This window comes from Streptomyces sp. NPDC005438 (genome assembly GCF_040606315.1).
GTDB lineage: Bacteria > Actinomycetota > Actinomycetes > Streptomycetales > Streptomycetaceae > Streptomyces.
Genome location: NZ_JBEXEP010000001.1, coordinates 183,450 through 196,084, shown reverse-complemented (window position 1 = coordinate 196,084; position 12,635 = coordinate 183,450). Strand labels below are relative to the sequence as shown.

Annotated in this window: 11 protein-coding genes; 4 read left to right on the top strand and 7 right to left on the bottom strand. The window is 73.4% G+C overall.

The features are described from left to right. Positions 1–349: 349 nt before the first annotated feature. Positions 350–1,261 carry a peptidoglycan-binding protein gene (locus tag ABZT14_RS00820; RefSeq protein ID WP_356294878.1) on the top strand — a complete coding sequence of 304 codons (912 nt, stop codon included), beginning with the start codon at positions 350–352 and terminating at the stop codon, positions 1,259–1,261. Between the two features lie 250 nt (positions 1,262–1,511). On the opposite strand, the gene ABZT14_RS00815 is transcribed toward ABZT14_RS00820, so the two are convergent. The 3 genes from ABZT14_RS00815 to ABZT14_RS00805 all read right to left on the bottom strand — a co-directional run bounded on the left by ABZT14_RS00815 (position 1,512) and on the right by ABZT14_RS00805 (position 5,069). After that, a complete protein-coding gene (locus ABZT14_RS00815) occupies positions 1,512–2,963 on the bottom strand; it encodes an aromatic amino acid ammonia-lyase (RefSeq protein ID WP_356294875.1) in 1,452 nt (483 codons plus the stop codon). A 250-nt stretch (positions 2,964–3,213) separates the two neighbouring features. Continuing rightward, positions 3,214–3,522: a hypothetical protein gene (locus ABZT14_RS00810; protein WP_356294872.1), complete on the bottom strand. Its 309-nt coding sequence runs from the start codon at positions 3,520–3,522 to the stop codon at positions 3,214–3,216. Between the two features lie 851 nt (positions 3,523–4,373). Next, positions 4,374–5,069, bottom strand: a complete 696-nt coding sequence (locus tag ABZT14_RS00805; protein ID WP_356296967.1) for a M24 family metallopeptidase — start codon at positions 5,067–5,069, stop codon at positions 4,374–4,376. Between the two features lie 464 nt (positions 5,070–5,533). Between ABZT14_RS00805 and ABZT14_RS00800 the strand changes: the two genes are divergently transcribed. Together ABZT14_RS00800 and ABZT14_RS00795 are read left to right on the top strand one after the other, a co-directional pair. Next, on the top strand, positions 5,534–6,718 hold the full coding sequence (locus tag ABZT14_RS00800; protein ID WP_356294869.1) for a macrolide family glycosyltransferase: 1,185 nt from the start codon (positions 5,534–5,536) through the stop codon (positions 6,716–6,718). Between the two features lie 226 nt (positions 6,719–6,944). Next, positions 6,945–7,922, top strand: a complete 978-nt coding sequence (locus ABZT14_RS00795; RefSeq protein WP_356294867.1) for a UDP-glucuronic acid decarboxylase family protein — start codon at positions 6,945–6,947, stop codon at positions 7,920–7,922. 30 nt (positions 7,923–7,952) lie between these two features. Here the strand turns inward: ABZT14_RS00795 and ABZT14_RS00790 are convergent, their stop codons facing one another. Next, complete coding sequence (locus ABZT14_RS00790; RefSeq protein ID WP_356294865.1) at positions 7,953–9,059, bottom strand: FAD-dependent oxidoreductase; 1,107 nt, start codon at positions 9,057–9,059, stop codon at positions 7,953–7,955. Then, positions 9,052–9,756 carry an SDR family oxidoreductase gene (locus tag ABZT14_RS00785; RefSeq protein ID WP_356294862.1) on the bottom strand — a complete coding sequence of 235 codons (705 nt, stop codon included), beginning with the start codon at positions 9,754–9,756 and terminating at the stop codon, positions 9,052–9,054. Before ABZT14_RS00785 ends, ABZT14_RS00790 begins: the two co-directional genes overlap by 8 nt. 356 nt (positions 9,757–10,112) lie before the next feature. On the opposite strand from ABZT14_RS00785, the gene ABZT14_RS00780 reads away from it, so the two are divergent. Beyond that, positions 10,113–11,141 (top strand): methyltransferase domain-containing protein, encoded by a 1,029-nt coding sequence (locus tag ABZT14_RS00780; RefSeq protein ID WP_356294859.1) that lies wholly within the window; start codon positions 10,113–10,115, stop codon positions 11,139–11,141. Here the strand turns inward: ABZT14_RS00780 and ABZT14_RS00775 are convergent. Together ABZT14_RS00775 and ABZT14_RS00770 are read right to left on the bottom strand one after the other, a co-directional pair. Beyond that, positions 11,100–12,317 carry a phospholipase D-like domain-containing protein gene (locus ABZT14_RS00775; protein WP_356294856.1) on the bottom strand — a complete coding sequence of 406 codons (1,218 nt, stop codon included), beginning with the start codon at positions 12,315–12,317 and terminating at the stop codon, positions 11,100–11,102. The two genes, ABZT14_RS00780 and ABZT14_RS00775, sit on opposite strands and share 42 nt — an antisense overlap. A gap of 72 nt (positions 12,318–12,389) precedes the next feature. Further along, positions 12,390–12,518 carry an LPFR motif small protein gene (locus tag ABZT14_RS00770; protein WP_356294853.1) on the bottom strand — a complete coding sequence of 43 codons (129 nt, stop codon included), beginning with the start codon at positions 12,516–12,518 and terminating at the stop codon, positions 12,390–12,392. Positions 12,519–12,635: the final 117 nt, after the last annotated feature.

The window sequence follows — 12,635 nt, the reverse complement described above, 5'->3', positions numbered from 1 at the left end:
GCGGTTGCGGTGACCGAGCACGCGAGCCCCTCCGTGGTCCGAACGACGCGCCCCGGGGGGTCGGGCCGGCCGCCTGGTGCCGGCCGCGCGCTCCGACGTCCCGGGACTATACCGAAGCCGGATGACGGGCCAGGCTGTCGGAAGTGGCCCGCCCGCGACCCGTTCTTCCGGTCCCGTCCGAAGGTCCGCCCAGGGGCGCGAGTACCCCTTTCCGCCCGGCACTTCGGGACAAGCGCGGCGTTAAGGACACTCGATTACCCATAGTCGGTCGAACATCCGATGACTCCGGGCCCGCGCGTTGCTATCTTCGGCGCCCCCTGTACCCCCCACTGCATGGGAGCCGAGTTACATGACGAAGAAGAGAGTCCGCCGCGCGTTGATCGCGGTGACCGCGATATGCGCGGCCCTGCTGGTCTCCCTGGGGCTCGTGCAGTCCGCCTCCGCCGCGCCGTCCTGGCCCGGGCTGAGCAACGGTTCCAGCGGAGCGAACGTCACCACCGCCCAGTACCTGCTGCGCCACCAGGGCTACGACATCGCCGTGGACGGCGACTTCGGCCCGGCCACCGAGAACACCGTGATCGCCTTCCAGAAGAAGAAGGGCTACTCGGCCGACGGCGCCATCGGCTCCGAGACCTGGCCCGGCCTGGTCACCACGGTCCGCGAGGGCGACGACAACGACGCGGTCGCCGCCGCCCAGACCGCCCTGAACAAGCACGGCTACGGACTGGCCGTGGACGGCAAGTTCGGCCCGGGAACCGCCTCCGCCGTCACCAAGTTCCAGAACGCCAAGGGCATCAGCGCGGACGGCATCGTCGGCCCGCAGACCTGGCAGTACCTGGTCGGCGAGGGTGGCGGCGACGGGGGCGGCGGCTGCACCATCCCGTCCCAGGCGGACGACGCCGTGCTCAAGAAGGTCTACCAGAAGGCCGTCGAACTCGGCGCCGACGACCGGGTGTTGCTGTCCGCCTTCGAGGCCGGCTGGGTCGAGTCCCACATGAACAACCTCGACTGCGGCGACCGTGACTCCCTCGGCGTCTTCCAGCAGCGTCCCTCCCAGGGCTGGGGCACCCCGGAGCAGATCCTGGACGTCTCCTTCGCTTCCAACTCGTACCTGACCCGCGCCATCGACGTGGCCGCCAACAACCCGGGCCTGTCGGCCGGCCAGGTGGCCCAGAAGGTGCAGGTCTCGGCCTACCCCGACCGCTACGACGAGGTGGAGGGCACCGCCCGTGACCTGATCGCCAGGGCCAAGGGCCTCTGAGCGACACGGACACGACCACCCGACGGGGGTGGGTCCGGGCCAACACGGCCCGGACCCACCCCCGTCCTCGCGTCCGGCCGGAGGGCCGTGGCGCGGCGGTACGGGGAGCGGGGTGCCGTCGACGGCACCAGCGGCGACCGTACGACCGTGCCGCCGCGCCCTTCCGACGGCCCGACCTCCACCCGGGCACCCGCATCCGTGCCGGACGCCCAGGTCCGTGCGGCGGGCCCGGACCGCCGTGAAGGCACGGTCACAGGGTCGCGAGGCGGTCCAGGAGGTGTTCCGCCCGCTGGATCTCCGAGCTGAGGGGGTGGTCCTCGACCAGGTGCGGCAGGCCCTCGTCGGCCAGCCGGAAGGCCTCCCGCAGCGGGGTGGCGGGGAGTTCGGCGCCGGACATCCGCAGGGCGCGGACCGCTCCGAGCAGTTCACAGGCCAGGACGGTGCGGTAGGAGGCGGTCGCCGTCACCGTGCTGCGTACCGCGTGGGTGGAGAAGCTCGCGTGGTCCTCCAGGCCCCGGGAGATCACGGCGGTGCCGAGGGTGACCGGGGCCGCCGCGTGGCGGAGGGTGCCGAGGGCGTCGTGGGCGACGTACTCCAGGATCATGATGCCGGAGCTGCCGGCGGGCCCCTCGGCGAGGAAGGGGGAAAGCCCGGTCAGTTCCGGTTCCACCAGGTCGCTCAGTCGGGCGGCCGACAGTTCCGCGATGTGGTGCAGCGCGGCACGGAGGTAGTCGAAGGCGAGGGCGACCTGGGCGGTGGAGAACTGGCCGTGGTGGTAGGCCGCCCGGGTCTCGACGTCGATCAGGGGGTTCTCCCCGGCCGCGTTGACGTCCACCTCCAGGACCCGTTCGACGTGGGTGGCCGCGTCGAGTACCGCGCCCTGCACCTGCGGGAAGGCCCGCAGCCCGAACGGGTCCTGCAACCGTCGCCCGGCCGGCAGGTCGCCGCCGGCCGTCAGCAGCCGCCGCAGTTCGGCGGCGCACCGTACCGCGCCGGGGTGGGGCCGGGAGGCGTGCACCCGCTCGTCGTAGGCCTCGGCGGAGCCGCCCAGGGCGCGGAAGGTCAGCGCGGTGACCACGTGGCTGGCGGACAGCAGGCGGGTCAGGTCGTGCCAGGCGAGTACGGCCTCGGCCAGGGTGGCGGCGTTGCTGGAGATGAACGCCAGCGCGTCCCCCGGGCTGATGGCGACCGGTTCGATGGCCCCGGACGCCCAGGGCAGCTCGCCCGCCAGGGTCAGGCCGATCTCGGCGAGGGCGGTCAGGTCACCCGTACCGATGGCGCCCCGGGTGTGCACCAGCGGCAGCGCCCCGACCCGCAGCGCGGTCTCCAGTGCCCGCAGCAGCCGGGGGTGCACCCCGCTGCCGGCGGCGGACAGTTGGTTGAGGCGGATCGCCATCACCGCGCGCACCGCGTCGTCGGACAGCGGCTCGCCGGTCCCCCCGGCGTGGCTGCGCAGCAACCGCAGTCCGTGGAGGTCGGCGGAGCCGGGGTCGACGACGATGTGCCGGTTGGCGCCCACCCCGGTGGTACGGCCGTAGACCGCGCCCTTGGCCCCGAGTTCCACGGCCAGTTCGTAGCTCCGCTCGGCCCTGGTCAGGGCGTCGGGGGCCAGCTCCACCCAGGCGCTGCGCCGGGCCACCCGTACGGCGTCCGCACAGCGCAGCCCGGTACCGCTGATCACGATGCGGCTGGTGTCGGTCATCACCCTCCTTCCACGGGACCCGGCGTGGTCCCACCGTGCCCTGACCTCGGGGAGCCGGCCGGAGTACGGGGCGCTCCCCCGGGTGCCGGCCCACGTGGCACTCCCATGGAACGACGGCGCCCCGGCCCGGGGGTACCCCGCCCTACCGCCGCCGGCCATCGGCCACCGCCCGCGGGGTGGCCCGTGCGGGGTACCCGGGCTCCGAGGCGTACCGGTGCTCAACTCCCCCGAGGCACGGCGGTGTCGGGGTTCAGGCCGCCTGGCCGTAGTACGCCGTACCGGGCCGGAAGGAGGGGCCCGACCCCGGCGGCCCCTCGTCGGCGGCGCGATGCCGTGCGTACCGGGCCTTCTCGGCCGCGCGCAGACCGGCCCAGACGGGGAACAGCGCCCCGGTGAGGATCCACAGGCCGAGCCAGAGGGTGGAGAACCAGGGCAGGTCAGGGCGTACGAAGGCCTGGAGGGCGTTGACGGCCATCGCGGTGCCGAGGCTGCCGCAGAGCAGTCGTTCGGTGGCGCGGGTGAGACGCACCAGGGGAGGAGTGGTCGGTGGTGACGCCATCGGGTGCCCTCTGGTTTCCGTGAGCGGTGTCGTGGGTGGGGAGCGCTCAACGGCCCGCCAGGGGGCCGGAGTCGAGCGGTTCCTCCCTGACAACTCGGTGGGATGGTGTTTGGCCACGCGCTGCCCGGTCGTTCGATGGCGTCGGAGAGGGGATTCACCCTGGGGGTGGAACGTCGGGCTGCCCTCCGAGGGGGCCGGCGCTGGCGGGTACGGGTCCGAGGAGTACAGCTATAGAGGAATTCTTGCTGTTCAGCAAGAATTTCCGTGCTTCACGTGTACGGCGGACCACGGTCCCGGTTCCGCCGGTCACCGCCCCCGTCGCGGTACCTCGCCCCCGCACCCCGACGGGGCACCCCCGGCCGCCAACTCCCGCCCCACGACGCCCCGTCGGAGCCACCCCGAGCCCCGGCCCCCTCACACACGGGCCTCACCCCTCAGGCCAAGCCGGACACCTCGCTCGAACCCCCAGAGGCTCACCTGCCCCGGCACCGCGCCCCGCCGCCCTGTCGCCGCTCTGTCTCCGCCCTGTCGCTGCGGCGGTCGGGCCACCGACGCACCGCACCGGACCCCTCCTCCACCGTGCGCTGTCCCACGGCACCCGGCCCCCGGACACCCGGACGCGCTCACCGGCCCCCCGGGAGCCGAACGGCACACCCCGCCCCGCCGCCCCGGGGCGGCCGGCCCGTCGATGACCGAACCGCGACCACGGGTGGGCCCACCCCCGGCACGGCCGACCCTCACCGACAGGCACCCCGAGCCCCACCGACAGGGGCCAGCGCCCCGGCTTCCGCACCCCTCCACCTCGCCCGACACGTACGGCCACCCACGCCCCGCCCCCCGGCCGGGTGCCGTCAGGCCAGGTCGAGCAACTGCTCGTAGAAGCCGCCGAACTCCCGCTCCCGGTCCACGAAGTGCAGTTCCAGGATCCAGTGGCGCACCCGTCCCGCCCGGTCCACGCCCCGCAGCCGGGTGTCGTTGTCCGGGGTGACGTACGACCTGACCCGGGCGCCCTCGTTGGTCTCGTGGGGGAACTCGCCCACCAGGTGGCCGGTGTGCCAGGTACCGATCTCCCAGCCCGCCTCGGCCGCCAGCCGGCTCACCTCGGCGTGCAGGCGGCGACCGGTGATGTCGGGGTCGGCGGCGAAGACCTCCCGGCCGGCGTCGAAGACCGACGGCAGGTCGTCCAACAGCCGGCGCTTGTCGGGGTCGTCGCCGAACACGTAGGTGCGGCCGAAGTCCGCCTCGTACTCCTCGAAGATCGGGCCGAAGTCCACGAAGGCCACGTCGTCCTCGTCGATGACCCGGTCCGGCGGGTTGTCCCGGTACGGGAACAGGGTGTTGGGGCCGGAGCGGACGATCCGCTTGTGCCAGTGCCTGGTGGTGCCGAACATCTCGTTCGCCAGGTCGCGGATCCGGTCGCTGACCTCCCGTTCGCCGGCCCCGGGCGCCACCAGCCCCCGGGCCTCCACCTCGGCGAACAGTTCCACCGCCTTCCCCTGCGCGGACACCAGCCCCTCGACGCGCCGGGCCTCCTCGGCGTCGCTCACCGTCATGCCAGCTTCCCCCCTCCGTCACACCGACTGTGTCGGTCCAGTCGATCACATGCCCCGGGGCCGTGCCCCGGCGCGCCCCGGCCTTCCGCCACCGGTCATCCCGAGCGCGGACACGGGCCCGGAACCGGGTCGCCGTACCTCGGTCGCCCACGCCCCGACGCCATGGCGTACGGCCGTCGCGAGGCCCTGACCTGGGCTTTCGAGGGGCGCGCGGGCGACGGGCGGACGAACCGGAGGCTGCCCGCCGCAGTCCCCGGCGTGCCCGCCACGGACACTAGGCGTTCACTCAGAACCGCGCCGCGCCCCGTCGCGTGACACCACGCAGACCACATGCTGGAGGTGCCCGCGACACAGGAGGGCAGCACAGATGGCTGGACACCAAAGGGAGCCGTCAGCGCTACGGCGAGCCATTCGGGGACCCGGTACGCCCGTTCCCCCGCCCGTCCCGACGCCCATGAATGAGTGATCTCCCCGTGACACGCCGCGCCCACATCGCCATGATCGGGACCCCCGATCCCGGCCACATCATCCCCACCCTTGAAGTCATCCACGAACTGGTCACCCGGGGCCACCGGGTCACCACCGCCAACGAGCCGGCCGTGTCCCACCTGGCCACCTGTACCGGCGCGGAGTTCGTGCCCTGCTCGCGCCGACTGCCGGAGGCGGTGGGCGACTGGACGCGGGACCCGGTCGCCGCCCTGAAGGTGTTCCTGGAGGGCAACGTCCAGGCCCTGCCCCAGTTGCAGTCCGCGTACGGCGACGACCCCGCCGACCTCTACCTCTACGACACCGGCTCCTACGTCGGCCGCGTCCTGGCCGAGTCACAGGGCCGGCCCTGCGTACAGCTGTCCCCGACCATCGTCGGCCAGGACCGGGTGGGGGACGCCAGCGCCCAGGCCACCGACCTGCCGGGGGCCGACGAGTACCGGGCCCGGTTCGCCAAGTGGCTCGCCCAGAGCGGCGCCACCACCACGGACGTGGACGAGTTCGCGGACCGCCCGCCACGGGTGGTGGCCCTGATCGCCGAGGCGCTGCAACCCCGGGTGGAGAGCTTCGACCCGGAGCGGGTGACCTTCGTCGGCCCCTGCCTCGGTGGGCGGGAGGCACAGGGCAGTTGGACGCGCCCCGCCGACGCCGAGCGGGTGTTGCTGGTGTCGCTGGGTTCCTCGTACACCCGGCAGCCCGAGTTCTACCGCCAGTGCGTGGCGGCCTTCGGCGACCTGCCGGGCTGGCACGTCGTGCTGCACATCGGCTGGCACGTCGACCCGGCCGAACTCGGCCCCGTCCCCCCGAACATCGAACCGCACGCCTGGATGCCGCAGATGTCGGTGCTGGAGCAGGCCGACGTGTTCCTCACCCACGCCGGTACCGGTGGATGCGGTGAGGCCCTCCACCACGCGGTGCCGATGGTGGCCGTGCCCCAGGGCTCGGACCAGTTCAGCAACGCCGACCAGTTGGTCGCTCTCGGGGTGGCCCGCCGCGTCGACCCCACCGCCGTCACCCCCGAGGCGCTGCGGGAGGCGGTGCTCCAGATCGCCGACGACCCCGAGGTCCCGCCCCGACTGGAGCGGCTGCGCGCCCGGGTGCGGTCCGAGGGGGGCGCGGCACAGGCCGCCGACATCATCGAGGGATTGCTCGGCTGAGCCTCCCCTCGGTGAGGTGGTGCACGCCGTCGGTCCCGGCACCCGCCCGGGGCCGACGGTCCCCCGCCCGACCGTGACCCTCCCGCCCCCGGCGGGCGGCCCGGGTGCGGTACCGGCCCAGGGCCACACCCGGGCGCGGCCCCGTCCGCCGTACGACGACCCGAAACGCGCTCCGGGCACCGCCGAGGTCCCGGGCCCGTCCCGGTGAGCCGGTAAGGAGTTGACGATGAGCCAGGAAGCAGGTCCCCCGACGGAGGCGGGACGGACGGTGAGACGTGCCGTCGTGACCGGCGGCGCGGGGTTCCTCGGCTCCCACCTGTGCCGCTCCCTGGTCGGGGAGGGGGCCGAGGTGGTCTGTGTGGACAACCTGAGCACCGGCCGACTGCGGAACGTCGCCGACCTGCGGGAGAACCCCCGCTTCACCTTCGTCGAGGCGGACGTGGTCGAACCGCTGGACGTGCCCGGCCCGGTCGACCTGGTGCTGCACCTGGCGTGCCCCGCCTCTCCCCTGGACTACTTCACCATGCCGGTGGCCACGCTCCGGGCCGGCGGCCAGGGCACGTACCACGTGCTGTGCCTGGCGCGGGAGAAGGGCGCCCGGTTCGTCCTGACCTCCACCTCGGAGGTCTACGGCAACCCGCTGGAGCACCCGCAGCGCGAGGACTACTGGGGCAACGTCAACCCGGTGGGCCCGCGCGCCGTCTACGACGAGTCGAAGAGGTTCTCCGAGGCGATGGCCGTCGCCTTCCGCGAGCAGTACGGGGTGGACACCGGCATCGTGCGGCTGTTCAACGCGTACGGGCCGGCCATGCGCGACGACGACGGCCGGGTGGTGCCCACCTTCATCAAGCAGGCCCTCGCCGGGGAACCGTTCTCCGTCATGGGCGACGGCAACCAGACCCGGTCCCTGTGCTACGTCGAGGACACGGTGCGGGGCATCCTCGCGCTGGCCCGCAGCCGCGAGGGCACCCCGGTCAACATCGGCAACCCGCAGGAGATCACCATGCGGGAACTGGCCGGGCACATCCTCGAACTGACCGGCGGCACCTCGACGTTCACCTACGTCGACGCGCACCCCGACGACCCCCAGCGCCGTCGACCGGACATCACCAAGGCGCGGACCGTACTGGGCTGGGAGCCCCGGGTGTCCCTGCTGGACGGGCTGAAGCGGACCATCGGCGCGTTCGCGGCGGAACGGGCCTGACCCAGGCCACCGGCCTCGGGGGCCCGCCCCTCAGGCCGCGCGCTCACGCACCCGTCGGACCACCTCGTCGGCCGCCCACACGGAGTGGTCGAGCTTGCCGGAGAAGACCGTGACGTAGCCCGGGCCCGGGGTGTTGACCATGGACGGGCGGGCGTCGGTGTCGTCCCGGTGGGCCAGCACCACCCGGGGCCCGTGCAGGACGTCCCGCAACCGGGCCGTACCCAGCGAGGGCACGAACCGGGTCGCCTCCCCCAGCATCCGCCGAAACCGCCCCTCCAGGTCCTCGCGCACCAGGTCCTCCGGCTCCCTGCCCCGCCACCGGGTGGGGGCGACCCGGGCGGTGACCCGGTCCAGCACGCTGTGCTCGACGTGGTACAGCAGGAAATGGCCGGAGCGGCCGAAGGGCAGCAGGGTGGTGAACCGCCCGTCCATCACCGTCACGCCCACCGGAGGGTGGTCCCACTCGACGACCAGCACCGCCGTGTACTCGTACTGCCGCTCCGGCGCCGGGTGCCCCAACTGCCGGTTGAGGCGGTTGATGTCGGCGAAGCCGCAGTTGACGACGGAGTCGAAGGTGCCGGCGTCCCCCTCGTCGGTACGCAGCAGGTAGCGGTCGCCCCGTTCGACGACCTCCCGTACGTCGGTGCCGAGCCGCACCGTGACGGTGGAGTCGGCCAGCCGCGCGGTCAGCAGGTCGCGCAGCTGGCCGCAGTCGATGACGGCCTCCTCGGTGAGCAGGCCCAGCGCCACCCCGGTCACCGGGGGGCGGTAGTCGGCCGGTTCGACGCGCTGGTAGCGCAGCCCCACGGCGTCGCAGAAGTCGAGGTACTGCCGTGGGGTGACCGCCGAGCCCTCCTCGGCGACGAAGTAGCCGTTGGGGAAGTCGGTCACCACACAGGGGGCGAACTCCTCGCGGAACCGCTGGTAGCCCCGGACGCACTGCTCCGCCGTCGTACGGTCCCGGGGGTAGTGGAACCCCAGGTGCAGGCGGTTCTGGTTGTTGAACGAGGCCTGGGAGAGCGGGCGTCGGGCACGCTCGAAGACCGTGACCCGGTGTCCCTCCTCGGCCAGCCGCAGCGCGGTGACGGCGCCGAACACCCCACAGCCGACCACGGCCACCCGGTGGGCCTCAGACATGGGCGCCTCCGTTCACCCCGATGACCTGCCCGTTGAGGCCGGCCCAGGCGGGTTCGCAGATGTCGGCCATCACCCGGGCGACCTCCTCGGGAGTCACCAGCCGTCCGGTCGGGGTGCGTTCCCGGTGGGTGGCCCGGCGTTCCGGCGCCATCTCCCGGTACATCCCGCTGCCCTCGACCAGGGCCGGCGACACCGCGTTCACCCGCACCCCGGGGGCCAGCCAGGTCGCCAGCGACTTCACCAGTCCGATCACGGCGGCCTTGGAGGCGGCGTACACCGGGTCGAAGCTGCCGCGCTCCCCCGAGACGGAGGCGGTCATCACCACCCGGGCGCCGTCCGTCAGCAGGGGCAGCAGCCGGCGCAGCAACGCGGCCTGGGCCCCGACGTTGACGGTCAGCACCTCGGCGATCCGCTCGTCGGTGTACGCGCTCAACGGGTCACCGGGCAGTACCCCCGCGAGGAACACCACCACGTCCAACCGCCCGACCCGTTCCCGGCAGGCGGCCACCGCCCCGTCCAGCGAGGCCGGGTCCAGCAGGTCGAGGGAGAGCGTACGGTCCGGGGGCAGCCCCGGCGCCGAGCCCGAGCGCACCGTGCCGAGCACCCGGTCGCCCCGCTCCGCGAAGGCGTCGACCACCGCCGGCCCGAGGGAGGAGCCGGCTCCGACGATGAGCGTGGTACGTGGTGTGGAGGTCACGGTCCCCCGTCCTCTCGCGGCGTTCCCGGGGTGCCCCGGCGTACGGGCCCGGCCGGTGAGTACGGCGGCCCCTCCGACCAGGGGGCCAGCGTGTCACAGCCCCCCGCGCCCACCCCCCGACCGGGTAACCGAAAAGCTCTGGGCACCTCATCAGTTGTCCCCTGGCCCGGGCCGCCCGAAGACGCCGCCCCTCGAAACGGTGACGGCGGAGGCGACCGGCGCCGCGCCCGGTCCCCCGGCACTACGGTGGTCCGGCCGGGGCCGGCGCCCGACGTACGGGCTGGCCCACGTGGTCGTGGCGTACCGGATCGGCAGGCACACCACCGTCCGTACGTGAACCGAACCCCGAGGACCTGATGACGCTCGCCCCTGACGACCCGTACGCCGCCGTGCCCGTCGACCGCTTTCACGGGGTCGACGGCCGGGCGGTCCGTCCGTGCACTCCGGCCGAGGTGACCAGGAGGCACCTGCGGATGCTCGACGTACGCCCGGGTGCCCGCGTCCTGGAGATCGGTACCGGCTCGGGGTACTCGGCCGCCCTGCTGGCCCACCTGGCCGGACCCACCGGGGAGGTGACCACCGTGGACGACGATCCCGCCCTCGCCGAGCGCGCCGCCGGCCTCTTCGCCGCGTACGGGTACCGCGTGCGCGTGCACCTCGGTGACGGCACCGGGGGGTACCCGGACCGGGCGCCCTACGACCGTGTGCTGGCCGGTACCACCCCCGCCGCCGTACCGGACCAGTGGTTGCGGCAACTCCTGCCCGGGGGGCGGATGTTGACCGGGGTACGGCTCTCCCCTTTGCCGGGCTCCTACGCCGTCGCCACCCTGTCGGTGGACCGGGAGCACCGGCCGGTGGACGTCACCGTGCACCACGGCGGCTACACCCCCATGACGGGGGTCGCCCCACCCGGGCCGGCGCGTGCGGCCACCGCCCCGGACGAACCGGACCACACCCTGGCCACCCTCGCGCCCACCGGGGACGCCCCGGCGTTCCTTCACGCGCTGCGTACGGAGCCCCACACCGAACCGGCACCCGTCACCGGGGAGGAGTACCCGCACTGGAGGAACTGGCTCTGGGGCACCCGCCCGGAGGGGCTCCTCCAGGCCACCCTGGACCAGGGGGCGGGGGTGGGCGTGGGGCTCTGTTACGGGGCCTCGCCGCATGTCGCGGTGCTCACCGACAGCTGTCTGGTCGCGGACCGTCCCGCCTCCCCCGCCCTGGCGGTGTTGCGTTCCCTGGTGGACCGGTGGCGGGAGGAGGGGGCGCCGCGTACCCACCGGCTCTCCGTGAGCCTGGTACGGCGTCGGGAGGGTTGGCTGCCTCGGGTGGGGGCGGGCGGTTCAGAGGTAGCGGCGGATGGTGGAGACGGCGGTCTCCCGTAGGCGCTGGGTGGGGGCGCGGCGCTTCCAGCGGTCGCGTTCCATGCGGGTGCTGACGGTGAGGTCCTGGTCGAAGTGGCCGTCCAGGCGGGCGGCGAAGTCCTCGTCCAGGACGGCCAGCATGACCTCCTCGTCGTGGTCCAGGGAGCGCCGGTTGAAGTTGGTGGAGCCTATGAGGGAGAGCACCTCGTCGACGGTGACGACCTTGGCGTGCATCATCGTGGGCTGGTACTGCCAGATGCGTATCCCGCAGTCGAGCAGTTCCTCGTAGTGCTGCTGGCCGGCCAGTTGGCAGACGCGCTTGTCGGTGTACGGGCCGGGGAGCAGGATCTCCACCTCCACCCCTCTTCGGGCCGTACGGCAGAGCGTCTGGACGAAGTACGGGTCGGGGGCGAAGTAGGCGGTGGCGATCCGTACCCGGCTCTGCGCGGACTCCAGGCAGACCCGGATCAGGGTCTGCATGTCCTGCCAGCCGAAGCTGGCCGAACCACGGACCACCTGGACCACGGAGTCGCCCTGCGGGTCGGGGGCCAGGAAGCGGTCGCGGTCGTCGAAGAGTTCGTCGTGGCACTCGGCCCAGTTCTGCGCGAAGGCGGCGGCGATGCCGTCCACCGCCGGGCCCCGGACCTCGACGTGGGTGTCCCGCCACTCGCCGGGGTGGCGGGCGTCCCCGCACCACTCCTCCGCGATGCCCACGCCCCCGGTGAAGGCCACCCGTTCGTCGACGACCAGCACCTTGCGGTGGCAGCGGTGGTTCTGCTTGAACGGGGAGAGCCACAACGGCTTGCGGAACCAGGCCACCTGGGCGCCGGCCCGCTCCATCTCGTCCAGCAGGCTCTGTTCGATGAGGCGGCTGCCGAAGCCGTCGAGCAGCAGCCGTACGCGTACCCCGTTCCGGGCGCGGTCGGCCAGGGCCTCGGCGAACTCGCGGGCGATGTCGCCGCGCCAGTAGACGAAGGTCATCATGTCCACCGTGTGCTCCGCCGCCCGTACGCGGTCCAGCATGGCGGCGAAAATCTCGTCCCCGTTCCGCAGCGGGGTGAGGGCGTTGCCGTCGGTGGCGGCGATGCCGATGAGGCGTTCCAGCCGTCGCCGGAACCGTTGTTTCCGCTCGGTGAGGTCCCCGGCGGACTCCGGTGGGCGCGCGTCGGACGGGGGGTCCTGACGAACGAGCGTCATCTTCACCTGCCGGTCTGGTGGCGTACCGGAGCGCCCGGACCGCCTGGAGTGGGGGTGACCCGCGCCGGCCGCTCAGTGGCGGCCACGGGCCGAGTCGGAGGCGCCGCCCAGCAGCCGGGCGAGGGCGCGGAAGGGCAGCGTGACGACGGTGACGATAGCACCGAGGATTTTGCGCAGTACGTCGACGATCGCGGTAAGCATGGGCTTCTCCGTTCCGCGAGGGCCAACCACGGCCTCCCGCAAGGGGGTTGTGGCCCCCGGGTGCCCTCGGCCGGGGCCCGGAAACGCCCGGCCGCCGACCGGTGGAGGGCGGCCGGG